26 protein-coding genes and 1 tRNA gene are annotated in these 26088 nt (G+C 45.9%); 25 read left to right on the forward strand and 2 right to left on the reverse strand.

Features of this window, described 5'->3' with window-relative positions; genetic code table 11:
• Nucleotides 1-189 precede the first annotated feature (189 nt).
• The 10 genes from cobT to NT178_12605 all read left to right on the forward strand — a co-directional run bounded on the left by cobT (nucleotide 190) and on the right by NT178_12605 (nucleotide 6528).
• Nucleotides 190-1236 (forward strand): nicotinate-nucleotide--dimethylbenzimidazole phosphoribosyltransferase, encoded by a 1047-nt coding sequence (cobT, locus tag NT178_12560; GenBank protein ID MCX5813358.1) that lies wholly within the window; start codon nucleotides 190-192, stop codon nucleotides 1234-1236.
• Nucleotides 1233-2048 (forward strand): adenosylcobinamide-GDP ribazoletransferase, encoded by an 816-nt coding sequence (locus NT178_12565; GenBank protein ID MCX5813359.1) that lies wholly within the window; start codon nucleotides 1233-1235, stop codon nucleotides 2046-2048. The genes cobT and NT178_12565 overlap by 4 nt, the downstream gene beginning before the upstream one ends.
• The gene (gene cbiB, locus NT178_12570; GenBank protein ID MCX5813360.1) at nucleotides 2039-3037 is read left to right on the forward strand and encodes an adenosylcobinamide-phosphate synthase CbiB; all 999 of its coding nucleotides are present in this window, start codon (nucleotides 2039-2041) and stop codon (nucleotides 3035-3037) included. The genes NT178_12565 and cbiB overlap by 10 nt, the downstream gene beginning before the upstream one ends.
• Nucleotides 3034-4104, forward strand: a complete 1071-nt coding sequence (gene cobD / locus NT178_12575) for a threonine-phosphate decarboxylase CobD (GenBank protein ID MCX5813361.1) — start codon at nucleotides 3034-3036, stop codon at nucleotides 4102-4104. Before cbiB ends, cobD begins: the two co-directional genes overlap by 4 nt.
• Complete coding sequence (locus tag NT178_12580; protein ID MCX5813362.1) at nucleotides 4097-4717, forward strand: histidine phosphatase family protein; 621 nt, start codon at nucleotides 4097-4099, stop codon at nucleotides 4715-4717. Before cobD ends, NT178_12580 begins: the two co-directional genes overlap by 8 nt.
• Before the next feature lie 94 nt (nucleotides 4718-4811).
• Nucleotides 4812-4883, forward strand: a tRNA-Thr gene (locus tag NT178_12585).
• Nucleotides 4884-5055: 172 nt separating this feature from the next.
• Nucleotides 5056-5265: a type II toxin-antitoxin system prevent-host-death family antitoxin gene (locus NT178_12590; GenBank protein ID MCX5813363.1), complete on the forward strand. Its 210-nt coding sequence runs from the start codon at nucleotides 5056-5058 to the stop codon at nucleotides 5263-5265.
• Nucleotides 5255-5518 (forward strand): type II toxin-antitoxin system RelE/ParE family toxin, encoded by a 264-nt coding sequence (locus NT178_12595; protein ID MCX5813364.1) that lies wholly within the window; start codon nucleotides 5255-5257, stop codon nucleotides 5516-5518. The genes NT178_12590 and NT178_12595 overlap by 11 nt, the downstream gene beginning before the upstream one ends.
• A 245-nt stretch (nucleotides 5519-5763) precedes the next feature.
• Complete coding sequence (locus NT178_12600) at nucleotides 5764-6027, forward strand: hypothetical protein (GenBank protein MCX5813365.1); 264 nt, start codon at nucleotides 5764-5766, stop codon at nucleotides 6025-6027.
• Nucleotides 6028-6186: 159 nt separating this feature from the next.
• On the forward strand, nucleotides 6187-6528 hold the full coding sequence (locus tag NT178_12605) for a hypothetical protein (protein ID MCX5813366.1): 342 nt from the start codon (nucleotides 6187-6189) through the stop codon (nucleotides 6526-6528).
• 46 nt (nucleotides 6529-6574) lie between these two features.
• Here the strand turns inward: NT178_12605 and NT178_12610 are convergent, their stop codons facing one another.
• A complete protein-coding gene (locus NT178_12610) occupies nucleotides 6575-8080 on the reverse strand; it encodes a GAF domain-containing protein (GenBank protein ID MCX5813367.1) in 1506 nt (501 codons plus the stop codon).
• 166 nt (nucleotides 8081-8246) lie between these two features.
• On the opposite strand from NT178_12610, the gene NT178_12615 reads away from it, so the two are divergent.
• The 15 genes from NT178_12615 (at nucleotide 8247) to NT178_12685 (ending at nucleotide 23588) form a co-directional block, all read left to right on the forward strand.
• Nucleotides 8247-9668 carry an MFS transporter gene (locus NT178_12615; protein MCX5813368.1) on the forward strand — a complete coding sequence of 474 codons (1422 nt, stop codon included), beginning with the start codon at nucleotides 8247-8249 and terminating at the stop codon, nucleotides 9666-9668.
• Nucleotides 9669-9718: 50 nt separating this feature from the next.
• The gene (locus tag NT178_12620) at nucleotides 9719-11449 is read left to right on the forward strand and encodes an MBL fold metallo-hydrolase (GenBank protein ID MCX5813369.1); all 1731 of its coding nucleotides are present in this window, start codon (nucleotides 9719-9721) and stop codon (nucleotides 11447-11449) included.
• 404 nt (nucleotides 11450-11853) lie between these two features.
• A complete protein-coding gene (locus tag NT178_12625; GenBank protein ID MCX5813370.1) occupies nucleotides 11854-12621 on the forward strand; it encodes a cytidylate kinase-like family protein in 768 nt (255 codons plus the stop codon).
• 31 nt (nucleotides 12622-12652) lie between these two features.
• A complete protein-coding gene (locus NT178_12630; GenBank protein MCX5813371.1) occupies nucleotides 12653-12967 on the forward strand; it encodes a hypothetical protein in 315 nt (104 codons plus the stop codon).
• Entirely contained in the window at nucleotides 12952-14058 is a 1107-nt protein-coding gene (locus NT178_12635) for a V-type ATPase subunit (GenBank protein MCX5813372.1), read from the forward strand. The genes NT178_12630 and NT178_12635 overlap by 16 nt, the downstream gene beginning before the upstream one ends.
• Nucleotides 14051-16069 (forward strand): hypothetical protein, encoded by a 2019-nt coding sequence (locus tag NT178_12640; protein MCX5813373.1) that lies wholly within the window; start codon nucleotides 14051-14053, stop codon nucleotides 16067-16069. Before NT178_12635 ends, NT178_12640 begins: the two co-directional genes overlap by 8 nt.
• A gap of 196 nt (nucleotides 16070-16265) precedes the next feature.
• Nucleotides 16266-16610: an ATP synthase subunit C gene (locus NT178_12645; GenBank protein MCX5813374.1), complete on the forward strand. Its 345-nt coding sequence runs from the start codon at nucleotides 16266-16268 to the stop codon at nucleotides 16608-16610.
• Nucleotides 16611-16621: 11 nt separating this feature from the next.
• A complete protein-coding gene (locus NT178_12650) occupies nucleotides 16622-16930 on the forward strand; it encodes a V-type ATP synthase subunit F (GenBank protein MCX5813375.1) in 309 nt (102 codons plus the stop codon).
• 12 nt (nucleotides 16931-16942) lie between these two features.
• Complete coding sequence (locus tag NT178_12655) at nucleotides 16943-17260, forward strand: hypothetical protein (protein ID MCX5813376.1); 318 nt, start codon at nucleotides 16943-16945, stop codon at nucleotides 17258-17260.
• A 29-nt stretch (nucleotides 17261-17289) separates the two neighbouring features.
• On the forward strand, nucleotides 17290-17580 hold the full coding sequence (locus NT178_12660; GenBank protein MCX5813377.1) for a hypothetical protein: 291 nt from the start codon (nucleotides 17290-17292) through the stop codon (nucleotides 17578-17580).
• Nucleotides 17577-19388 carry a V-type ATP synthase subunit A gene (locus NT178_12665; protein MCX5813378.1) on the forward strand — a complete coding sequence of 604 codons (1812 nt, stop codon included), beginning with the start codon at nucleotides 17577-17579 and terminating at the stop codon, nucleotides 19386-19388. Before NT178_12660 ends, NT178_12665 begins: the two co-directional genes overlap by 4 nt.
• Nucleotides 19367-20782, forward strand: a complete 1416-nt coding sequence (locus tag NT178_12670; GenBank protein MCX5813379.1) for a V-type ATP synthase subunit B — start codon at nucleotides 19367-19369, stop codon at nucleotides 20780-20782. The genes NT178_12665 and NT178_12670 overlap by 22 nt, the downstream gene beginning before the upstream one ends.
• Before the next feature lie 42 nt (nucleotides 20783-20824).
• Nucleotides 20825-21463, forward strand: coding sequence for a V-type ATP synthase subunit D (locus NT178_12675; protein MCX5813380.1), 639 nt, complete (start codon nucleotides 20825-20827; stop codon nucleotides 21461-21463).
• A gap of 298 nt (nucleotides 21464-21761) precedes the next feature.
• Nucleotides 21762-23294 (forward strand): HEAT repeat domain-containing protein, encoded by a 1533-nt coding sequence (locus NT178_12680; protein MCX5813381.1) that lies wholly within the window; start codon nucleotides 21762-21764, stop codon nucleotides 23292-23294.
• A gap of 111 nt (nucleotides 23295-23405) precedes the next feature.
• Nucleotides 23406-23588 (forward strand): hypothetical protein, encoded by a 183-nt coding sequence (locus NT178_12685; protein ID MCX5813382.1) that lies wholly within the window; start codon nucleotides 23406-23408, stop codon nucleotides 23586-23588.
• A gap of 29 nt (nucleotides 23589-23617) precedes the next feature.
• Here the strand turns inward: NT178_12685 and NT178_12690 are convergent, their stop codons facing one another.
• Nucleotides 23618-26071 (reverse strand): UvrD-helicase domain-containing protein, encoded by a 2454-nt coding sequence (locus tag NT178_12690; GenBank protein ID MCX5813383.1) that lies wholly within the window; start codon nucleotides 26069-26071, stop codon nucleotides 23618-23620.
• Nucleotides 26072-26088: the final 17 nt, after the last annotated feature.

The raw sequence follows: 26088 nt of genomic DNA on the forward strand, positions 1-26088 counted from the left end.
AGATTCGTATGGGCTGTGAGCCTTGCAGGCCGTAATCGTACTGAATGTACGATGGAGGATCGCAAGGTGAAGCAGAGCGCCGAAGATAAACATTCCAATCATGCCGCTGACCTACTAGGGTAAAAACAGAAAAAACGTATGTCTATAAAACAAAATTGACAATACTGCGTGGAAAAACAGGAGGTATAAATGAAGAAACTCACGATTGAACCGATAAAGACATCATTGCTTGAATTGGCACAGACACGACTCGACAGCCTTACAAAACCGATAGGCAGCCTTGGCAGGCTTGAAGAATTTGCGAGAAGACTTGTCGGCATAACAGGTCAGGAGATCCCGCCTCCTTTTTCAAAAAAGGCGATCTTCACTTTTGCAGGAGACCATGGAGTTACAGAGGAAGGGATATCGCTTTATCCGAAAGAAGTAACGGAACAGATGGTATATAATTTTCTCAGAGGCGGTGCAGGCATAAACGTACTTGCAAGACATGCCGGGGCGGATGTTGTTGTTGTGGACATCGGCGTAGACTGTGATTTTACCGGACAGGCTGGTCTCCTCATAAAGAAAGTCGTCAGAGGAACAAAAAATATGCGAAAGGGACCTGCCATGACCCGTGAAGAGGCAGAACAATGTATCGACACAGGTATTGCGCTCGCTATGGAATATGCCGACAAAGGCTATTGCATGTTCGGAACAGGGGATATGGGGATAGGCAATACCACCGCATCCAGCGCCATTGCAGCGGTCATTTCAGGGAAGCCTGTTGCCGGGGTAACAGGCAGAGGAACAGGTATATCCGACGAAGCCTTGGCACACAAGATCAAGGTTATCGAAGATGCAATAGCCTTCAATAGACCGGATCCAAAAGACCCGATTGATGTGCTCTCCAAGGTGGGCGGCGCAGAGATAGGTGGGATTGCAGGGATTATTCTCGGGGCTGCATACCGGAAGATACCGGTGGTAGTAGACGGCTTCATTTCTACTGCAGGGGCACTAATAGCCTATACTATAGAACCGGCAGTAACAGACTATATATTCGCAGCACATAACTCAGTGGAAACAGGTCATAAGATTATCCTTGATGCAATGGGCTTACAACCCATCCTTAATCTGGACTTAAGGCTCGGTGAAGGCACCGGGGCAGCCCTGGCTATGTTCATAATTGAAGGGGGTCTTAAAATATATTGTGAAATGGCTACATTCGATGAAGCAGGCGTTTCAAAGGAACTGTCGTGAAATTACGAAACATTGCCCTCGCCTTTCAGTTTCTCACCATCATACCGATAAAAACAACCGGTGAGGTTTCAGAAAAAGATATAGCCGATTCTTCGATATTTTTTCCTGTTGTAGGGGCTTTTCAAGGGCTTATACTTGTTGTCTTATCTTTTTTACTTATGAAGGTTTTTTCTCCGGAAATAACGGCTGCTATTATTTTGCTTGGATACCTTCTAACAAATGGAGGTTTTCATCAGGACGGCCTTTCCGACACATTTGACGGCATTTCTGTAAAATCTACAGGAAATCGGGCACAAGATATACAAAAGAGGCTTGCGGTAATGAAAGATAGTACAACAGGGCCAATAGGGGTGACTGCCATTGTCTTTTCATTGCTTTTCAAATATCTTTTAATGAAGGCAATTCTGCAAATAGAGGGGAATGCGTATCTTATCCTTTTTTTAATGCCTATTTATTCAAAATGGGCTATGGTATCAGTCATGTATCGTTCAAGAAGCGCGCGTTCAGACGGCATCGGCAGGATTTTTCTCGAACATGGAGGTTTCAAACACGTTGCATTCTCTACCCTCCTTATGGTTATTATGGGCATAACGGCATTCTATGCATGTGTATATTGCACATCTTCTTCTCAATGGGGAGCAGGCACGCTTATCTTGTTTCTTATCTGTGAAATAGCTGTAATTTATCTCTTTTGCCTTTTTTTAAGACAAACTTTCATAAATAAATTCGGAGGACTCACAGGGGATAATTTTGGTGCAATCCATGAAATATCAGAAATTGCATTTCTGTTCGTTGCATTGTTATGGAAATAATTAACAACCATATTCTCATTGTTGTATTTATCCTTGCATTCCTGCTCGATCTGGTAATGGGCGACCCCCCGTGGCTTCCGCATCCTGTAAGGATCATCGGAAAAGGTATCACCGTACTTGAATATCTGCTGACAAAATCCGCTTCAATGAAAGCACAGGAAAAGCTGGCCGGGATTCTTCTGGCAGTGATGATCGTTCTTTCAACATTCCTTATAGCCTATATAACAGAGAAATGGATCCTTTTCGGCACACAGGGTATAATCAAATTAGCCGGCATAGTTTTTCTCGTATATCTCACATCAACAACCCTTGCGACAAAAGAGCTTTTAAGGGCGGGGTTTAACGTTATAGAGGCTCTTAAAGAAGATAATATATTCCTTGCCAGAAGACATTTAAGCATGATCGTGGGTCGCGATGTGGACAGCCTCGATAAAAAAGACATATTGAAGGCAACGATGGAAACCATTTCCGAAAACTTATCCGACGGCGTTATCGCCCCCCTCTTTTACCTTGCGATAGGGGGAATGCCACTCGGGCTTGTTTATAAGGCGATAAACACGCTCGACTCTATGGTCGGGTATAAAAACGAAAAATATATACGTTTAGGCTGGGCCTCGGCGCGCCTTGACGATCTTGCCAACTACATACCGGCACGTATATCCGGTCTTCTCATTGTATTGTCATCAGGTGTACTCTTTCGATCCCGGCAAATCATGCGTTATGCCTTCATAACCATGTACCGTGACGGAAGGAAGCATGCGAGCCCGAACAGCGGTTATCCTGAAGCCGCGATGGCAGGCGCCCTCGGGGTCAAACTCGGAGGACCGTCAACGTACGGTGGGGTTCTTTTCGATAAACCGTACATCGGCTCCGAAAGGACGGAAGAATATCTTTCTGCTTCTCTCGATACCATAAGGATCGTAAAGATGGCTTCATTCTTTGGCTTTTTTATATCAATTGGTGTACTATGTCTGCGGGCAATTTTATGACAGGTCACGGCGGCGATATCTACGGTTTTGCTGAGAAAAGAATGGATTCCTTGTCTCAAATTAATGTTATAGATTTCAGCGCCTCCATAAATCCTCTCGGAACGTCCAGAAACGTTATTCTTGAGATAAAAAAAAATCTCAGGCACCTTATCCACTACCCCGATAACAGGGTAAAAAAACTGACCGATAAGATTGCAGAAACGCTCAACATTGACCCGGAATATGTTTTCTGCGGAAACGGGTCTACAGAACTGATATATCTTATCCCAAGGGTAATAGGATTCAAGAAGGTACTTCTTGTTCAACCCACATTCAGCGATTATGAAAGGGCTTGCAGGATAGCATACCCCCAATGCGTTGTAACAGATTATTTACTTGAGCGCAGCAACGATTTTGACATAGAACCTCAAAAATTGATAAATTACGCCCTGGACAAAAAAGTTGGAGCCGTGTTTATATGCAACCCGAATAACCCGACAGGAAGACTCGTTGCAAAAGAGGGGCTTCTGGAAATAGTCGAAGCAACACAAAATCAACAAATCTATCTCATCGTAGACGAATCCTTCATTGATTTCTGTCAGGACGGGACTGTTGCCGGTGAAGTCAAAAACAACCCCTATCTTATTGTGTTGAGGTCAATGACAAAGTTTTATGCTCTGGCCGGTTTACGGCTGGGTTATGGCATCTTTCCGCCCATCATTGCCGGGATGCTGAAGAAATACAAAGAACCCTGGAGCGTAAATGCCCTTGCACAGGCTGCCGGTATAGCCGCATTGAATGAAAGCTCTCTTAAAGAAAGGACAATGAAGATCATAAGCAGGCAAAAAAGGATTTTAGAAAAAGGTTTCAGGAATCTCGGCATAGATTATGTCCCTTCCCATGCAAATTATTATCTTTTGTGCACCCCTCATGCTCAAAGGATTGCCGAAGGTCTCTCGCGCAGAGGCATTATGGTAAGGGATTGCTCGAACTTCAAAGGGCTTGATCACAGATATTTACGAATTGCGGTAAAATCACAAAAAGAGAACAGGCTTCTCTTAAAACATATGGAGGAATGCATTGAATAGAACCAACCGTACACGATTATTTCTCATAAGACACGGCGATACAATCGACGAAGAAACAAAAAAAGTCTTTAAGGGAACCAGCGACATACCATTGTCCGAAAAAGGCAGGACAAAGCTGCAAAAGGCTTCTCAATTTCTCACACGCTATAATTTTGATCACATATATACATCCGCCCTTTCACGGTGTATTGAAAGCGGTAAAATTATTGCCGAGCCACACAATCTTGATACAGAGATTGCCGAAGCCTTTAATGAAATCCATTTCGGCATCTGGGAGGGGAGAAGCTTTGAAGAAATAGATGAGGAAAATCCGACAGAATTCCGGAGATGGGTAAAAAACCCGGACATTCATACACCCCCTCAGGGCGAACCGCTTATAGATGCCCAACAAAGAAGCGTCGCCATCTTTCACGAGATGATAAACAGGCACAGAGGACAGAATACCGTCATAGTCACTCACGCAGGCATACTGAGATTGATACTTGCTTCGATCCTTGACATGAAAATATCCGCGATATTCAGGATTGGCCAGGATTACGGCTGTATTAACATAATAGACATTTACAAGGATGATATTGCTGTAATAAAGCTTCTCAATTTTACTATGTATTGATTATTACCGGGACACCCGCAAGCGTTTGCCCGGTCGCCTTTAGTGAAAATTGTGTTGTCTGTAAGTAAATGCCTGTGATATATAAAATAATCATGCCGACGTAGCTCAGGGGTAGAGCAGCTCACTCGTAATGAGCAGGCCGCGGGTTCGAATCCCATCGTCGGCTTTGATATTTCAACAGTTTACAAATCTACCAGAAAAACAACCAATTCATTTTGAACTTAAGGGGTGACATAATTATATTGTAGACACACATTTGTCTGATGCCATTGCCAAGACGTTAAAAAGAAGCTATAATAGAATTACTCAATATTATCTAAAAGATAAGGAGATATTCAATGACAAAAAGCATTTTGAAGACCAAACCTCAGGTGGTAATGAAAGACGGCAGACCAAGTGCCGTAATAATCGATATCAACGACTATCGTGAATTGCTTGAAAAGCTTGAAGACAAAGAAGATCTTGCAGACCTCGAAAAAATACGCGTGGGTGGTATGAAGATAAGAAAATTTGAGGATTTCCTGACGGAACGTGATAATGTCCTATGAACTTTATATAGAACGACACGCTGAAAAAGACCTCAATAAACTCCCGCCAACATTATTTTCACAAATTGCTGCAAAGATCAAAAAACTTGCTTCCGATCCTCACCCACGGGAAAGTAAAAAAATAAAAGGTTCACTAAAGGACTGGAGGCTGCGCGTTGGCGATTATCGCGTTCTTTACGAGATTGACAGTGCAACAAATAAAATAACAATAATGCGCATCAAACATCGTCTTGAAGCATATCGTGATTTATAAACCTTTTCATTTTTCATTTGCAAAGCATAGGTTGACGTTGAGGTAAAAAGTGTTTGCAATAAAATAATAAAATTAGGAAAATAAAGAATACAATTCAATCTTATATTTTTCATTCTTCATTAGCACAGCAGCAGGCGGAGGGATGATCTATCAGCGTAATCAACATATGATTTTCAATCAGAGGGGGTTATCGAAATATTTAAGAACATCCCTATCATCCCTACACCTTCGGCGGTCATGAAAGGGTGCTTAGGAGGTGTGCAGAACAGGACATCGGCTGGATAATCGGCAAGACCGTCCATGATATTGACGGCCCCCATCGCTGGATGAGACCCTATTACTATTCACTGAGACGTTTTGGAAATGATCTGAAGGATGCCTGGGTCTGTGGTGAGATGTTTCATAATATGCCGTATCAAAAACGGCTTCACGAGGAACTTCCGAAATGTCTGAAAATATGTGAAGAGTTTGATATGCTGTATATCGGGTCATATTCCCGCAATGTGTAAATATTGCAGCCGTTGCACTTGCCGTTGAAAAAGCCTGAGCAGCGGCTGTTTCCGCAAACAATGCTTTTTACGCTTAAATGAGAGATATTGTACTTATTGCACTTCAAGTTTGCCGATGATATAAATATAAATTAAAAATGAAACAACGAGGAGGAATACATGGGATTTAACAGGGATATTTATGATTTTGCCGCCAAGGCCGGATCGCTTGAGGGTTACGTGTTCCCGAAGGAGATGGAGACTTCTTACCTGGCAGCCTGGATAGGCCATATTGTGGATGGTTACAACATGCTTCCCGAGGAAGTAAGACGGGAATTTCAGGATTTATGCAACGGTACTATCGGACGAACTATACAGTCTCTCATAACTGTACTCGGAGAAAATCATGAATTAATAATCAAGCTGAAAAGTATTTTTACAGGCGAATTGCCTTCATCGCCTTATGAGTTCGACCGCAAAAACGTGATAAGCCACGAGGGAAAAGATATTCCTGCACCTTAACAGAGAAAAGTGGGTGGAAAATCAGCCTGTCGTGCCCTATCCTGTCTCATACTCTCGGAAAGATTATTGAAAAAATACTTCCCCCGGAGGCAAAGCACTCCGATTTTGATTTAATGTTTTGACAGATGGAAGTCCTGCCCGGGCAGGTGTCCGTATCCGCAGGGATAAAAACACAGCGTGAACTCTTAAAACCAAGGCTAAATCCGTGTTGTTCGGAAAAAACCTTCATCCTGAGAAGGTCGGAACCGGAGCCCCCTGCATTGAACATGTATGGTTCTTTTGATGAATACATCTCCGTATCCTGGGTATGGAAAAAACCTCCGAAGATCATCTTCTTGTTTTCCTGGGAGATTCCGACGCCAAAATCACGGAAGTCTATCTGTACCCCATCACTTATGGAATAGGTGCTTACTTCAATCCTGCCCTCATCAGGCGTATTCTCAATAGCATTTTTCAGCAGACCGCCGCATACCTTTTTTAAGATACTCAGGTCCACATCTATGGCAATCCCCTTTTCAAATGTTCGTTCAATCTCAAGTTCCCTTTCTTTTATGGATATAGTTGCCTCATCACAGAGATTGTTCATAAAAGAATCAAGCATAATACGTTCTGCCTTTACATCTTCCATCTTGTATAAAGACTCAATACGGTTGTTTATGAGGTTGAAAATCTCTGCTCCGGATATATTTTCCTTCTCTTTGAGCTCTTCCACAAAATAGACGGCATCCTGAATAATGTTCAATACCTTTTGTTTCTCCTCTGAAGGTTTCTGGTGCAGCACATCATCTATTTTGGTCTGCAGCTCCCGCAGCCGGGTAACATTGCGTTGCCCGATGGCAATGGTCCGCTCCAGCATTGTAATATTTGCCTCTCTTACCTTTTTTGATACCCGGTCGAGTACCCCTGAAATGATAGCCAGAGGTGTTCTTAGTTCATGAGAGAGGTGGTTGATAACCCGTTCTTTGGCTTTGTCAAGCAGTTTGAGGTCTTCGTAGAGTTTCGAGTTTTCAAGGGCAATGGCAATATAGTGAGAAACCGGCGTGAGAAGCTCGATATCTTCCTTTGCGAAATCCCCGGTTTTTTTATTCAACGCCTGAAGTATCCCGATACACTCATGGGACCTGTTAATCAAGGGAATGCAAAGAATGTTTCTGGTTAGAAAACCGGTTTTTTTGTCCACTTCTCCATAAAAACGGGAGTCATTGTAGCAATCATTGATTACCAGAGGTTCCTGGTGCTGAAAAACCCAACCCGCCACCCCATGGTCTACAGGAATTTTGATCTGTTCATCTTTCATGCCTGTTGCCACAAAAGACCAGAGCTCGTTATTTTTAACGTCATGCAGAAATGCGGTGCTTCTCTCTGTATCAAGGATTTGATTGGTCTGTTCCATGATGATATCAAAAAGAGCGCTCAAATTCATTTCAGAGATAATGATCTGACCGACCCTGAAAAGCTGGCTCTGTCTTTTAATCCTGTCCCTTACAAACCAGTCTTCATTCCGCCTCCCCATACTTCTTGTCATTAATTCGTTCTCAAGCGAAACGGTCATTTTACCCCTTTCTGCAAGTAAATATGTAAATAAACGTTTTTCAACCGGATGCAAAAAGAATGTGCTTTAGGGGAAAATTAGCACGGAGGAAAAATACTGTCAAGAATAAACATTTTTCATTTTACTATTGTAAAACAGTAAGGATAGTGTAGATTGTTTGCACATTATGACAGGAGATGATAAAAAATTATATTTAATTGTTCTGAGTATAGCCTTCGCCTCATTTCTCAGCCGCCTGAATATGTACACTGTCAATATTTCCCTGCCTACAATCTCCCGAACCTTTAACATCGGAACCGGTGAGGCTTCCCGCATTGTCACTGTATACCTCCTTGTTATCACATGTTTTCTCATGTTCTTTGGAAAACTTGGCGACAGGGCAGGGCAAAAAAACATGTTCATTGCCGGATATGGAGTTTTTATACTGGGGTCGCTTTTCTGCGGCATATCCATAGGGATTACTACGCTGACCATTGCCCGGGCAATTCATGGCCTGGGAAGTTCAATGCTTCTGGCTGCAAGTTTTGCAATCATGGCGCGAGTTGTCCCTGAACATAAATTGGGATGGGCCTTCGGCATTAATGCATCCGCAACAGCCCTCGGAGTTGCTGCTGGCGCGCCATTAGGCGGTATTATAGCCGAATATTTATCATGGAGAGGAGTGTTCCTTATTAATGTCCCTCTTGGAGCAGCCGCCATGATCTGCGCATACAGGTTCATCCCCTCATCGGTTCGCAAGCATGATACACCATTTGCCGGTTTTATACACAAATTTGATTTTCCTGGCGCAATTCTTAGTTTTATTGCTCTTTCTTCACTCTTTTACTTCAACGTTGTTGGAAATAAAGATGGTTGGATTTCATTTAAAACCTTTGCATCAATAGGTGTTTTTCTCATGGCCCTCTTCTTCTTTGTCACGCATGAAAAGAGGCATGAAGACCCTCTTCTGGACCTCGGCGCTCTGAAGAACTCTAAATTCACATTTGTATTATCCGCAACAATGACGGCATACATGCTTGTTGCAGGAAATTCCTTCCTCCTTCCTTTCTATCTTGAACTCATAAAAGGGCTCAACCCTTCAGGAACAGGAATGGTTGTCCTTGTTTACTCCCTTATTTATGTGTTCGTATCTCCTTATGCAGGCAAGCTTTCAGACAAAAGAAACCCGGCCATTCTCTGTGTCATAGCCATGGCAGTGGCAACAATAAACACCCTTGCCTTCTCCTTCAGTATAAAAAACGAAGGTCTGATTTCTGTAATAATTTTCCTTGCATTGTTAGGTTTCTCCTATGTATTTTTCCTGTCGCCCATTAATAACATGGCCATGAGCTACGCTTCAAAGGGGAAGGAAGGTATGACATCCGGTCTTCTTAACACAGCCATTAATTTGAGTATGGTCTTCGGTGTTGCCATATTTGAAAATGTTTTCATTGGTTCGCTTGGAAATTTTGCCCCACACGGTGTAAACCTCCGCCAATTGAATATTCCCGAATCGATATTGCTGGATGGATTCAGCCATACTTACGTGGCCGGGGGGTTGATGTGTCTTTCTGCTATGGTTTTTTCATTTTTTGCAAAAAAACGGTAACTTATCCAGGGGATGGATATGTTATCATATTATAATTTAGAGGATATTTTATGGAAACAATACTTTCAAGAGAACCCATTCTGGAACCAAACAAATGGGCAGCCGTTCCCGGTTCCAATAGCGTTGAAATATACCCCTTAATCCGGAAGCCCTGTGTTACCTGTTCCAATACGTTTATTCTGAAATCTGATTGGTATATTATCATTATCGATCCAGGTGCCGAACTTGAACAGGCAGAATATATAAGGCGGATGGTATTGCCGATTCAAAAAGAAAAATACCGCCCTGTTTTTATCTTTTTTACACATTGCCACATAGACCATTTCCTCGCTGTACCCCATCTCATGCAAAATGAACCAGGTGGTGAGATTATTTGCCATTTCGAGGCGGCAAGAGCCATTGAGACTCGAGATGAAAGCATCACGCTTGCAAACATGAATGGTTCAGTGCTACCTGAATGCAAGGTAAGGGCCCATTTTTTTGAAAACCACAGCGAAACTCATACAACCGAAGAAAACCCGTTGACCATTGAGGATGGCATTATAGAACTTGAGAATGGTCAGACTATACCTTGTCAGACCTTTGCAGTCAGCGAGAACGACAAAATGGTGATTTTCCATACCCCGGGGCACAGCCCGGACAGTGTCAGTTATCGGCTGGGAGCACTTCTCTGCACTGGCGACCTGCACTTGGCCACAACACCGGGAATTGCCGGAAAATCAGGGTGGGATAACGAGAAGCTGGCCGTATCTTTAAGGGCAATGATAGAAAAAGGGAAGAAAGAAGGTATATCTCTTGTTCTTCCGGGCCACGGCAGCATACTCAGCTTTGCCAAAGCAGAGAAGATATTCGAAGATGCTTACAAAGATACGTTGAAGCTCAAAAATATTTCTCATTTTGACCGGGAACGATCTTTGTATTTGTCGGAATACGCTACCATTCTCCTGGAGGAAGCGAGCAATATATTCTCTATTATTGCCGCACGCCTACTGAAAACTTCCTACTACCTCGAGATATTGGAAGAAGAGGAAAGAGCGGTGGAAATCTTAGGCGCTATCGACTTTGATGAAATTGACAATATCGTAAACGAGTTTCAAAGTTTTTTCGACGAACTCAAGGGGAAACGCGGTGCACCGCTCATTTCGAAGGCTGTCCATTTTTCGAGAAAAGTTAATAAGATATTTGAGCCCGAAAAGCTTTCCGGACTCTTTGATCCCCACTTTCTTCGCAGGATCAGAAGTCTGCTGTCAGATTTTGTAAATGTAGTCTATGGGATCCATTTCAAAGACCAGGAGACCCTCTTTGACCTCAACGAAGCTGTTTCAGAGACACTTGACTCAATCATGAATATTTTATCTCAAGATGAAAGAATATTTGATTCCCTCGATGATGACAGAAAATTTGTTGATGAACTTACGAGAAGGATTGCCTATACCCCTCTCTTCTCTTCAATCCAGATGGCATTCGATCCAATGCAGGAGGACCTTCTTATAACTGCCGACAAGTTCATGTTCCAAGATGTTCTAACGGCCTTCCTGGAACAGCTTGCTATCTCAGAGGTTCCTCAAGCCCTTTTGAAAACATATCGCAATCATCAAGATATTAGCCTGTCAGTTACGCCCATGCACAATAACAATCCCTTTACCATGAGGGAATCAAAACTGCTCTATCAGCAGCATTCTATGAGGCTTGCCGGAGGGGATTTCAGAAGAATTGTATCCCAGGGGGTAGAAGCTTATCATTATGTTTTTTCATTGGGGTCAGATCTTTCTATATCTTAACAACAAGGAGGGGATGGTAATATTTTCTCCGAAAGTAACGCTTCGCGATTTTTACATAAATCACAACATTTTTTCCTGTTATCAACAGTTTTGAGCAAAAATGCTCCCTTCAGGGGCACTTAAAATAGTAAGTTGACAAACGCAAAATGTCGGCTATATATAGAATATAGTATAATGAAGAGAAAGTTGTAATGGTGCAGGAAAGAACCAGTAGGACGTTTTTTATTTGAATCTTTGAGTCCGGAGGTGATGCAAAACGGGCATGTGTGACAGGCCAACACAGATGGTGCAAGAAAGGTTTGGCGGACATATGACCGGAAATATACAATTCCCACACCTGTTATAAAATGAGTTCGCAAGTAGGTGGGCAACTGTGAGCACTGAAGAAATAGGAGGGCCGAGACATGTGGGAGAATATTAAAATAGAAAAATGTGAGTCTTTTATTAAGAGCAATTTTCACCCGAAGAGCAAAGATACTTCTGAAACTTCTATTGAAACTTCTATTGGAACATCTATAAAACCGGCAATAACAATTTCACGTGCAGAAGGCGCGGGCGGGCTTACGGTCGCCTCAAATCTGGCCGAGTACCTGCAAGTACACGTTCCTTCCCACGATGTGTGGACCGTTTTCTCTCAGCATCTCGTTGCAAAAGTTCTGGAGGAGCACAACCTTCACAAGCACATCGGCGATTTTATGAAGGAAGGCCACAAGGGCATGCTGACCAATGCACTTGAGGAGTTGCTGGGTTTACACCCCTCCACCTGGACGCTCGTGGAACAGACTAACGCAACCATATTACGCCTTGCGCAAATAGGGAATGTTATTCTGGTGGGCCGAGGAGCCAATGTAGTCACCAGCGAGCTTCAGACTGTTTTTCATGTGTATCTGGTTGGGGCGCTTGAAAACAGGATCGAACGGGCGGAGAAGACCTTCGGTTTAGATCGAAAATCAGCCGTCAATTATATCAAGAAAAAGGATGAGGGACGCAGGCGCTATCTGAGGGACAACTTCGACAAAGACATCAATGATCCATTGCTCTACCACATAATCATTAATACGGATCTGGTTCGGCACGACGAAGCCGCCCGGTTGATCGGCGACGAAGTAATTAAACGTTTTAATCTGGACAAACCTGTGAAAGCTACTAGAATTGGTAACCGTTTAACGTAACAGCAGGAGCTCATTTTCAGGGGAGGCTGTCATGCGTGATGTAATCCAAAAGATCATTGCGACAGAGGGTGAAGCAAGGGTTATAGTTGAATCGGCCAGGACTGAAGCAGATCGCATCTTGTCAGACGCTCAGAAGAAGGGGCACGATGTTGTTGAGCAGGCCCATCAGGAAACGCTCATCGAGGCCGATAGAATCGTGGAGGCCGCAGTAGAAGCAGCCGAACGGGAAAAACAGCATCGTTTGACTGACGCTGCCGCAGAAATCGAAAGTCAGATCCAGCTTGAGCCTGCCAATAGTAGATTGGCCGTTGAAGGGGTCATACGGTGCGTGTGCAGACAACCGTAGCTGACTCCGGCAATGCTTCAGCCATTACTTCAACAAGACAAACAGCTATCGACCTGGATTATCTCGCGGCCCGTCTTCATGCCCGCCGCAGCCGCATGGCCGAGGCGGAGCGGCTCGATGGCCTGTGCCATATCAAGAATCTTCCGGAATTTTTTCGCACAATCTTTCCGGATTCTGATTTAAAGGAAGCTGTTGATTTCCAGCACCTATTGGTCCATACACTGATTAGCGAAATATCCGGCTTCCGTGCCTATGTGCCCGGCCCGGGTGTCAATCTGCTCGATTGGATGCTAGTTCGGTTTCAAATGGAAAACTTGAAGGTATTGTTCCGGGCATGTTTGACAAAGATACCCATCGAAGAGCTACACGGTTATCTTGTCTCCCTTCCCAAGGAGTTAACCTTGAATACCCAAAGGCTGGCTTCAGCGGAATCTCCGGAAGATTTTGCCCGGTTGGTCCCAAAGGGACTCCTTCGAGAGAACCTGGAGAAGGCTCTTGAGATCTATCGTAATTATCCCCGAACATTCTTCTTTGAGGCAGCGCTGGACCAAGTCTATTTTCAGGGGTTGATCTCCAGGATGGAAAAACTGCCTCGGGAAGACCGGGAAATCGTAAGACCGATAGTTTATCAAGAGGTGGACATCTTCCATCTCATGTTGGTCGTTCGGGGAAAATTCCACTATAACATGACGCCGGAAATGTTACGGCAGTTTCATATCGAAGGAACACTGATCCGGCGCGCGCTTTTTGCTGCTATGCTTAATGACCTGGACCTCTATACATCGGTGGACCGCGTTGCGGAGCATATTCTCAATACAGCGCCTTCAAAACACGGATCGAATGATGAATCGATGACTGTTGATGCTCCAGTTCTGGAGGGTCTCGCGTGGAAACAATTCTTTCGTTTATCCAACCAGGCCTTTCGTCAGAGCCACATGGGATTGGGGGCAATTATAGGTTTCGTAGGTCTCCGGCGTGTGGAAGTGGCCAACCTCATCACGATTTCCGAGGGAATTCGTACCGGCGTGGCTGCCGAGGCAATCCGTGGACGATTAATCCCACGGACTAATGTGGAGGGAGCCTATGTTTAGGGCTGTGCCTATGATGCGGCTGCATGCAGTCGTGCTCGCTCAGGATGAGCGTTCCGTAATCAAGGGTTTGGGTTGGTTGGGAGCGGTGCACCTGACGCGTACGCTGTCCGGGCCCGATACGGCGCCACTGGCCCCTACCGACCACACCGGGGAAATGGCACGATATGATCATATCCGGGCTCGTGTTCAGGAGCTTCGCCAATCATTGGAAATGAACTATCCCGCAGCAAGCTATGAGGTAAGCACCAGGGGAGTAATCCCCTTTTTGTCCAACGAACAATTGCCGTCAATGACCTTGAATCAGGCTGAAGAAAATCTCCTTCCCATGGAACAACGGAGCACAGACTTATTGGGGCATCGCCAGCGTCTCATACAACGCCAGAAGGAGTTGGTCGCCATTAGCGAACGGGTATCACGTTATCGCGGGCTCGAGATTCCCTTGGACGGTCTTGATCAATTTTCATTCCTCCATTTTATTACAGGGAGTTTACCGTCGGAGAACCTTGAGAGTCTTGGAAAAGAAATTGGCGATAACGTTGCTCTCCTTCCCTTAGCCCAACAAAAAGGGCAGCAGTCGCTTTTCGCGATCACCACCCGTCAGGGCCGACCCGCCCTGGAAAGGGCGTTGCAACAGGCGGGCTTTCAACGCGAGATGCTTCCTGTAGTCGAAGGCGGCACAGTGGATAGACTGTCCGAAGAAGGCCAGAGAGAACAGGAACAGTTATTAGCGGAATTGGAGCAATTGAATGGCAGGATCAAGACGATTGCGGCCGAGTTCACGCTGCCCCTGGCTGAGATTGAAGGGTTTGTAGATATGGAGTGCCGACTCCTGGAGGCAAGTCAGAAGTTTCCGCGCACGGAGGCTGCGGTTCTGATCGCGGGATGGGTTCCAGCCAGCGATGTAGCGGCTTTGGAGCAGCGTATGGGAGAAATCACCGGCGGACGGTATGTTATTGAGGCTGCCCTTCCGGACTATTCAACAGAGGAAGAGATCCCTGTCCTGCTCAGGCACTCGCGGTTGCTGCGGCCCTTCGAGATGCTGGTTTCAACTTATGGCCTCCCGAACTATCGGGAACTGGAGCCTACGCTGTTTGTGGCCCTGAGTTATCTCGTGATGTTCGGCATGATGTTCGGTGACGCCGGACACGGAGCTGTACTTGCCGCGTGCGGGCTCATAGCTCTGCTTGCCGGTCGATCCGAAAAGGTGCGGGACGTCGGCCTGCTCCTTCTTTTCGGGGGTTTGTCCAGTATCATTTTTGGCGTGGTGTATGGCAGCTACTTCGGTATTGAAGTACTCAAGAAGTACGCACTCTGGCATGATCCGCTTGAGGGTGATCCTATGAGTCTCATGTACGGTGCTATCGGGATCGGCGTCGTTATGATCAGTATCGGCCTTATATTGAATGTCATCAATCGTTTTCGACAGGGCGATGTCATCGGTGCTATCCTCGATAAGTTCGGCCTCATCGGCCTTCTGTTCTACTGGGGAGTGTTGGTTCTGATAATGAACGGCGCTGCTATCCGGTCGCGGGGGCTCATGGGAATATCGGTCATTCTGTTTCTCATAGTGCCCATTGTCGGTTGGTCTCTCAAGGAACCCATAGAACATTTTATGAGCCATGGAAAAGGCGAGCATAATAAGGCGAGCGGCGGGATAGGCGGCGCTATAATGGAATCATGCGTCGGGGCTTTTGAAGCGCTTCTCAGCTACCTTGCAAACACCATAAGTTTTGTCCGTCTTGCAGCCTACGCTATGAGTCACGCGGCATTGCTCTTTGCCGCTTTTATGGTAGCTGCGGAGGTCAAAGATGTTCCTTTCGGGGGCAGCCTGTGGAGTCTTTTGATCATCATTCTCGGCAATTTCGTTGCAATTGTCCTGGAAGGAATCATCGCTTCAGTACAGGCATTGCGTCTCGAATATTATGAGTTCTTCGGGAAGTTTTTTTCAGGCACCGGCCAACCATTTGAACCCTTTAGTTTGGCCCCGAATGATAAGAATTCGTTGACATGAGTAAGAAGGGGTGGCCGGGAAACCTGCTTACGAATCATGCCGTGGGACGTAGGACTACAGTCTCTACAATCATTCGGGCGTAGGACGAGAAAGGTATTTACGTCCCAGCTTTATATAGGCCCTATTTGACGTATATGACCTATTCTGAAAAATCACTGGAGGGGGCGACGCAAGCCCCAGAAAACGGAGGTGTTAAATGATGAAGTTTTCATTCTGGCGAATTGGACCAATCGGAGCGGTTCTGGCGGGTATAATCCTGCCCACTACGATAGTAATGGCAGAGGAAGCCTCACGCGGGGGCGCACCGACAGATATGGTATCGGCGTACAAAACCATCGGCCTGGGTTTGTCAGCCGCCTTTGCCATTGCCATGAGTGTGCTTGGTGCAGGCCATGCCGTAGGACGGATCGGGTCGGCAGCACTCGGTGCAGCAGCTGAAAAACCTGAGTTGTTGACCCGCAGTATCTTATTCGTGGCATTAGCAGAGGGGCTTGGTGTGCTCGGCTTCGCTATTGCCATGATGTTGATACAGAAAATATAAGAGATCGACTTGTGAAGTTCTATTGCATTGCCGACGAGGACACGGCGCGCGGGTTCCGTTTGGCAGGTATCGGTGTGCAGGTTGCAGCGACGGTGGAAGAAGCCCGGATTGCCATCGAGAATATTACTGCACACCCTGACTGTGGAATCATTATCATCACCGAAAAGGTAGCAGGCTGGATCCGGCCACAAGTAGAGATGATTCGACTGGAGCGTGAATACCCGCTAATTGTCGAGATACCCGGGCCGGAAGGACCGCTGTCAGGACGTAAAAGTCTGCGCGAATTAGTACAGGAAGCTGTGGGCGTTAGTGTTGGTTAAGGAGGCTTGTGGATGACAACAGATCAAAACTCTACAGAAATATTGCGCGAAGAAATCCTCGTAGACGCTCGGGGAGAGGGCGAGGAAATGATCATTCGCGCGAAGCAGGAGGCGGAAAGTTTCTTAACCGGCGCCGTTGCCGAAGCTGAACAGGAACGACGAGGGCGGCTTGACCATGCTCGTCGAGAGGCTGCCCGCAGGAGTGAATTGATTCTGGCTACGGTTTCCGTCGAAACCGGGCGGCTACGGGCGGCACGCATTGAAGCACTGCTTGAGTCTGTGTACGAGGAAGTGTGCCGGCGATTGATGGCCCGGGAAGGTTTTGAGTGATCGCCCTTGCATCTCATGCCATAAACCAGATGGCAGGTTCTGCATTTGTGGCAAAGCTGCCGGAGGCGGACTTTACCATGCTTAGCGACGGTCTGGCCGATGAGATTGCTCGCCACGTCGGACGGCCGGTAAACATCACTGTTTCGTGCGGACCGGACTTTAAGGAAGGCGGTGTTATTGTTGAGGATGCGGAAGTTCGCCAGGTGTGGGATAACCGCTTTGTGAAGAGGCTGGAACGACTGTGGCCGGAACTGAGGCGACAGATAGCCGTGCAGGCGGCATTCGTCCCTAAAACGGGATCAGAAGGAGATAGCCCATGACTATCGTTACCAATACTACTGAACCGATGGCTACCCGCATCAGCGGTCCCATCGTAACCGCTGTGGGTATGTACGCAGCACAGATGTACGAAGTCGTGCAGGTAGGCAGTCTGGGCCTGGTGGGAGAAGTAGTACGACTGGTTGGCGATCATGCCACCATTCAGGTGTACGAGGACACCACCATGTTGAAGCCTGGAGCGCCGGTTAAATGTACGGGCGCGCCCTTGTCTGTGTGGCTCGGCCCCGGGCTGGTTGGCAACATCTACGACGGTATTCAACGTCCGTTGCCGGGCATTCAAGCTCATAGCGGCGCCTGGATCCGTCGCGGCGAAAAGGTGGACCCTCTTGACACCAAGAGATACTGGACCTTTGAGCCGCAAGTTACGCCCGGTGAGGTTGTAACAGCCGGTCAGGCTATAGGCCATGTTGTAGAGACACCGCTGGTCAATCATCGGATTATGACTCCCCCGGATATTAGCGGTACTGTGAAGTCCATTGTCGATAAAGGTGATTATAGGCTCCTCGATCCACTGGCTGTTATCGAAACCGCAACGGGCCCGCGTGAGGTCACTATGCTTCAGCAATGGCCTGTACGGGTGCCGCGTCCCATTTCTGAACGATTGCGTATCACTGAGCCGCTGATTACAGGACAGCGCATCATTGATACCTTCTTCCCCATCGGCAAGGGTGGCGCCGCGGCTATCCCGGGCGGATTCGGCACAGGAAAGACGATCACCCAGCACCAGCTCGCAAAATGGTCAGATGCCGAAATCATTGTCTTCATCGGTTGCGGGGAACGGGGCAATGAAATGACTGATGTGCTCCGTGAGTTTCCGGAACTTAAAGACCCCCGTTCCGGGCGGCCTCTGATGGAACGGACCATTCTTATCGCCAATACCTCGAATATGCCTGTGGCGGCGCGGGAAGTGTCCATCTACACCGGTATCACCCTGGCCGAATATTACAGGGACATGGGCTTCAGCGTGGCGGTTTTTGCCGACTCGACCAGCCGCTGGGCAGAGGCCCTGCGTGAACTGGCCGCGCGTTTGGAAGAGATGCCGGCGGAAGAAGGTTTTCCGGCGTCGTTGCCTACCAGACTGGCGCAGTTTTATGAGCGCGGCGGAGCCGTAACTACGCTTGCAGGCGAACCGGCTTCCGTAAGTATCGTGGGCGCTGTCAGCCCACCCGGAGGCGACTTTTCCGAACCAGTCACCCAGCATACACGACGTTTTATCCGTTGTTTTTGGGCTCTTGATACTGAACTGGCCAATGCCCGGCATTATCCTTCAATCCACTGGCTGCACTCGTATTCGGAGTATGTGGAGGATGTCGGCCCCTGGTGGAAAAAAGAGGCTCCCGACTGGATCGAACTGCGCACAGAAGCCCTGACTCTCCTTCAACGGGAAGATCGTCTCCAGCAAATCGTTAAACTGGTAGGTCCCGATGTCCTGCCCGACAGTCAACGCTTGATCCTGTTTGTCGCCGAGATTATTAAAGACGGTTTTCTTGCCCAAAGCGCTTTTAACGAAAACGATATGTACTGCACACCTGAACGACAAGTTGCACTCCTGCGCATTATCCTTACTCTGTATCGCAGGGGCCGTGACTTAATTCAAGGGGGTGTCCCGCTGACGCGAATCCGATCTTTAGGCTGTGTGCCCTATTTACTTCGGGCAAAGGCTGATTTCGGCAACAGTGATCTCGATAAGCTTACAGAGCTGGAACAAAGGGTCATGGAGGAAACGGAAGCACTGGCAAAAGAATATACCAAGGAGGCTACCTTAATATGCACACCACCTTCGAAATAGAAGACCGGGGATTACAGTACGTCGGCTCTTGGCGAATCGAGGGGCCGCTGGTTGTGGTGGAACGGATTCGTGATGTTGGCTATGATGAAATTGTTGAGATTATCGATGCCGCCGGTCGTCCCCGTATCGGCCGCGTCCTTGATATTTCCGAAACCCAGGCCGTGGTGCAGGTCCTCGAAGGAACAACAGGCCTCTCGAATCAAACCCTGCGCGCCCGCTTCCTGGGGGAAAGCTTTCGTCTGCCCGTATCAAGGCAGATGCTGGGTCGCGTATTCGATGGTCTCGGCCGCCCGGCTGACGGCGGTCCGCCTGCACTATCGGCGGAGCTGCGCGATGTGAATGGAATGCCCATAAACCCGTATGCCAGGCGCTATCCACGCGAATTCATACAAACAGGTGTGTCGGCCATTGACGGGATGAACGCATTGGTCCGCGGCCAGAAGCTGCCTGTTTTTTCCGGAAACGGTCTGCCCCATGACCGTGTGTCCGCTCAGATCGTGCGGCAGGCTCGCCTGCTGGAAGAAGAGGTCGAGTTTTCGATTGTCTTTGCCGCCATGGGCGTGAAGCATGATGTGGCCGAGTTTTTCATCCGTAACTTCCGGGATTCCGGTGCCCTTGCCCGGGCTGTCATGTTCTTTTCTCTGGCCGACGCGCCGAGCGTGGAGCGCCTTCTTACCCCGCGTGTCGCCCTGACCCTGGCAGAGCACCTGGCCTTTGATTGCGGCCAACACGTGCTGGTACTGCTGACGGATATGACAAACTACTGCGAGAGTCTGCGCGAAGTGGGCACAGCAAGGGGTGAAATCCCAGGCCGCAAAGGTTATCCGGGTTACCTTTACTCGGACCTCGCCAGCATCTACGAGCGGGCCGGGCGTATTGAAGACTCGCCGGGTTCGATCACCCAGATACCCATTTTGACCATGCCCGCAGACGATATCAGCCATCCTGTCCCTGATCTCACCGGCTATATCACTGAAGGGCAGATAGTGCTGGATCGAGATCTGTTTCAGCGTGGCGTTTACCCGCCCATTGCCGGTCTTCCAAGTCTGTCACGTCTGATGAAGGACGGCGTTGGCAAAGGTTACACCAGGGAAGATCATCCGATTCTCGCAAGCCAGTTATTCGCCTGCTACGCCTACGTGAAACGGGTACGGGGACTGGCCGATGTCATCGGCGAAGAGGAGTTGAGTACAATCGATAAACAATACCTGAAGTTTGGTGAAGCCTTTGAAATGCGTTTCCTGAACCAGGGCGAATATGAGAACCGGACTATCGAGACAACGCTCGAACTTGGCTGGGATGTGTTATCCACATTACCCAAGGATGAGTTGCACCGTGTGAGCGACGCTCTGTTGAAGGAATACTATCATGAGAAAGTGGATGCCTGTGTCTGAGTGACGCTGCTTCAGGGGGACATAAACGGGTAGAATGACTCTATGGGAAAACTGAATATTGCACCGACTAAATCGAATTTGCTCGTGCTGAAAAAACAACTTGCCTTCGCCGAGGAAGGCTACGATCTTCTCGAACAAAAACGACAGATCCTTATCTTTGAACTTATGAGCCGCCTCAGTCGTGCCCGTGATGCCGAACAAGCTGTTGATAAAGCACTCAGTCGGGCTTTTGAAGCTCTTCGCTATGCCCAGTTGGACAGGGGGTCCGAGGCTCTGGACAGTGCTGCTCTTGCCGTAAAGATGGATCACCAGGTAGATATTTCGGATCAGCATCTTATGGGCATGAAGATTCCCCATGTGACGGTGCAAACGGAGCCGGTCAGCGTTCAGTTTGGAATAAGTGGAACTTCGGTAAATGCCGATATTGCCATGAGCCGTTTTGTTGAAGTGCTTCCTCTGCTTGCGGAATTGGCGGAGCTGGAAAATGCCGTAATGCGGCTGGCGCGGGAACTTCGCAAAACCCAACGCCGCTGCAACGCGCTCTCCAAGATCTTTATGCCGGACTACCGTGAAACGATCAACTATATCACGGGTTCACTGGAGGAACGGGAACGCGAGTCCTTCGTTATCCTGAAAATGATTCGTGATCGCCTCGGGCAATCACCCTCTGATAACGCCTGAAGTGTGCCCTTCCTGAAATTCAGGCTGCGCGGTCTTTGCCTTAGATGCATACGGCGTGGTTTTTGCCTGAAGCACGTATAGCTTCCTGAAATGGCGCCTATGGCATTCATTAGCAGCATACTTCATTGCAAGTGGTATTCAATGGTGCAGTTGAGAAGTTTTTGCTTGAAATCTTAAGGGAATTGGAACACAATTGATTTTATGCGGAGGGGGTTGAGTACAGGGTTGAGTTTGGTATGTCTGCAAAAAGAAAGATCTGGCCCCCAATTCTTAACGATGCTGTCGAGAGGTTAGAACAATGAATAGGTTCGAAATCCTTATTAATCAATTGCAGGACAAAAGCGATTCTGTAAAATCAAGATATAAAGCTGCACGAAAACTCGGAATAATTGGCGATCCACGCGCAGTTAAACCACTTATTGCCATGCTGGGCAATGACGCTGAGGAATTATTATCTGTTGTTAAGGAAACCCTCGATAAAATATATCCTGACTGGAGAGATTCAAACGAAGCTAAAAATCAAATTTCTGAGTTAATTGCCTGTCTTATAGATAATAATGAAACTCCCACGGCCCAAAAGAATGCTGCATTTGCCTTGGGTGAAATCAAAGACCCAAGGGCAGTAGAACCCCTTATGGCAGCTTTGGGAGATAAAAATGAAGATGTTCGCTCTGCAAGTGCAAGTGCATTGTGTAAAATCAAGGACCCACGAGCAGTAGAACCCCTCGTTGCTGCTTTGAGGCGTAGAAGTAAAAATGTCCGATTGGCAGCTACACAGGCACTGGGCCTTATCAATGACCCCCGGACAGTAGAATTCCTTATTGCTGAATTAAAAGATACGGATGAAGATCTCCGCTCCGCAGTTGTTGATACACTCAATACAATCAATCCTGACTGGAGAGATTCAAACGAAGCAAAACGTCAAGTATTAGAATTAATTTCAATTTTGTTGGATGTAAATAAACATCTATATTTCCGCTCTGTAGCTGCATATGCACTGGGTGAAATCAAAGACCCACGAGCAGTTGAACCCCTTGTTGTTGTAATAAAAGGTAAAAGGGATCACAACTCTGCAGAAGGCAATAGAGATGTCCACGCTGCCATATATGCTCTGTCTAAAATCAAAGATTCACGAGCAGTAGACCTCCTTCTTGACGCTTTGAAAGATAAAAGTAGGAATGTCCGTACTGCGTCTGTAATGGCATTGGGTGAAATCAAAGACCCACGAGCAGTAGAACCACTTATTGCTGCACTGGGTGACAAGAATGGTGTGGTCCGCTGGGTCACTGCAACCGCACTGGCTAAAATAAAAGATTCGCGAGCAGTAGAACCACTTATTGCCGTCTTGAAAAATAAAGATAAGGATCCGGGGCTCCTCGGGTATGCCATAGAAGCATTGGGTGAAATCAAAGACCCACGAGCAGTTGAAGCACTTATTGCTGCCTTGAAAAATAAAAAACATATTTATTTATATTTCCGTTCTGCGACCGTAGAAGCATTGGGTAAAATCAAAGACCCACGAGCAGTAGAACCACTTATTGCTGCACTGGGTGACAGGAATAGTGTGGTCCGCTCTGCCGCTGCACGTGCATTGGGTGAAATCAAAGACCCACGAGCAGTTGAAGCACTTATTGCTGCCTTGAAAGATGAAGATAAAGATGTCCGCTCTGCCGCTGCATGGGCACTGGGTGAAATTAAAGACCAACGTGCTATAGAACCCCTTATTGCTGCGTTGAAAGATGAAGATAAAGATGTCTGTTATTACGCTGAATATGCATTGAGTGAGATAAATCCTGACTGGAGAGATTCACAGGAGGCAAAGCTCTGGTAGGCGAACCAGATTATTGCAGGACTTATCGGGTAGATAATCTTGCCGGTGGCATACCGTTGTGATCAGCGCATGAGATTTAAATTAGCAAAACTAAATTTATGGGGGTGTATTATGCCGCAATATACATTCAAGATTAATGATGAATACGTGACAGCAGAAGCTTTTGACCTTGAAGATGCTTTGCGAAAGGCAGGTATCCAAAAGACTGATGCCTATGAGGTTGTGGGGGAGGATGATTTCGAGGATAAGTGTTTTCTGTCAGCGATTACAGACGACATTTTATTTGGTTCATAGGCTTTTCCACATAGAAACTTGAGAAAATATTAATATTCTATTAACTCTCTATCAATATAGTCCAAGAAAGGGGTCATTTTCTTATTAAAATTTTTGTATTGTCTAAATCCTGTTATAAATAGATTTCTTTTTGCTCTTGTTATCGCCACATAAAAAAGTCGTTTCTCTTCTTCCAGATTATCTCCACGAAAAATGGGTATAAAACCATCTACTGCTCCTGCAATAAAAACAGATTTAAATTCGAGACCCTTGCTCTGATGTATTGGAGCAACCAGTATGTTGTTGGACCTATCGACCAAGTGATCCAAATTCTGTGCCAAGCTTACATATTGCACCAACATATGAAGAGCATCAAAAGGAATAAGATCGATACGGTCATGTTCTTCAAAAATCTTCAATAATTGATCCAGATTATCAAGACGATTTTTTTCAGTACGGTAATATTCTTTAAAATTAAACTCTTCCATAATGTATTGTAATAGTGCCACTGGGCGCATCTCGTGAGAGCATCGCCTCAAGTCTTCTAATTTATTTGCATAATCTTCAAATATGTATTTGTATTTGTTGATAATTGTTTTTCGTTGTTCGCATTTCTTATCAATCCTTGGGATAAGTCGATGAACAAGTTCAACGGTAGCCAAAACGTCATCCAGGGCATTATGCGTAGATTGTACATTCAATTCTAACTCTCGGCAGATATCTTCAAGTCGGTATGACTCACTTTTTATTAGCCGCCTTGCAATCTCATAAGTATCTTCAAACAATAAATGCCCCAAGTCTATACCGCAACGATGAGCATGAGAATTGATCATGCTTATGTCATACTTAATATTGTGTCCAACTATCAGGCGGTTTTTGCATTCTTTTCGTAATGTCTCGAAAATATCATTTGGCTCTTCACCATATTTAAGCAAATAATCGTCAGATATTTTGTGCACATTAAAAGAGCTACCAACCGATTTTGTTGATTTCAGGTACTTGTTGAATATTTCTTCCGGTTTGCCTTTATGCAATATTTGATAAGCTATTTGAATAATATTATCTTGGGATGGAGTAAGTCCGGTGGTTTCCGTATCTAATACCATGATGGAATCTTTTTTGTAATAGTAGTCGACCAATCGACCAAATGGATCATCATAACGGAGCGTTTCAATATTAAAAAAATCAGACAAGAAAAGTCCTGAATCTTCAGTCTTTGACAAAATGGACTGGAGAGGAGACTCTTTACCAAAACCTTTCACGAAACGCAAAGCAATTCGGTGTGCTGCGGAAATATCATAAGGGTTAAGAATAAGCTTCATGAAGGAAAGGGCATCTTTAATTTCTTGTCTTTTGAAAAACTGATACTGGTCAACGGTTAAACATGGGATTCCCCAGTCTTCAAGCACCTTGCCAATATTACGGCTTAAATTATTGGTTCGGCAGAGAATTGCTATATCTTTAAAATTGCAGCGTGTATTACCGTTTGTAAGGTCTTCTATTTGACTGCAAATCCAGTCAGCTTCTTCTTCCCCTGTATCGGCGAGATGGACTTTTATATTGTTGCCCTCTTCGCAACTCTCATCGGGTATAAGGTTTGTAAATCGATGCCGAAATGATGATTTACTGAAGCTATCGGCAGCAAGCAGGAGTTTTTTTGTAGCACGGTAGTTTTTATGCAGATTAATTATTTTTGGCTTAAAATCTGAGATAAATTTATCTTTTACTTTTACGGGCATAGCCCCACGCCACCCATATATTGACTGGTCAAGATCACCAAAGAAGGCAACGTTGTTATTTTGCGACAATGTTTTAATTACATCATACTCCGCCATGTGAGTATCTTGAATCTCATCAATTTGAATAAAACTAAACCGCTGCATCCATTTCTGTTTAATCGCATTAAAATTGGCAAAGATAGCACGTACATAGTAAATAAGATCGGAAAAATCCATAGCATGTCTTTTGCGTAATTCTTTTGCATACTGTTGATAAATCAATCTGTATGGAGGTTGCAATCCATACCCGGAATAACCAGACATAGTTAATTCTGAATCAATGGCATTGGATTTAGCTTTACCAAAAACAGCAAGAGCATCGTCATTTAAATCGGAACCCATAAAAATGTTGTCATTTAAATCAGAATCCATTATTTTTTTAAGTAATTCTTTACTATCTTCTTCATCGTAAATAACATAATCAGATGGCAAGCCAACCTTCTTTGCCTCTTTGTAGAGCACCAGGGCACAAAAACCATGAAATGTCCCCATCCATATTTGCCTTGCTGCGTCAGGTTCATACTGTGCAACACGGTCTCTTAATTGCTTTGCTGCAAGATTAGTAAATGTTAAGCACAACATTTTTTCCGGAGAGATTCCTTTATTAATAGCTTTTCGTATACGCTCTGCAAGAATAGTGGTTTTACCGGTTCCTGCAGGCGCGAGAACAAGTAACGGACCATCAATTTTATCGATTACGCTTAATTGTTCAGAGTTAAAATTCATAGTAATGACTATTTATA

It is taken from the genome of Pseudomonadota bacterium, assembly GCA_026388255.1.
Lineage (GTDB): Bacteria > Desulfobacterota > Syntrophorhabdia > Syntrophorhabdales > Syntrophorhabdaceae > JAPLKB01.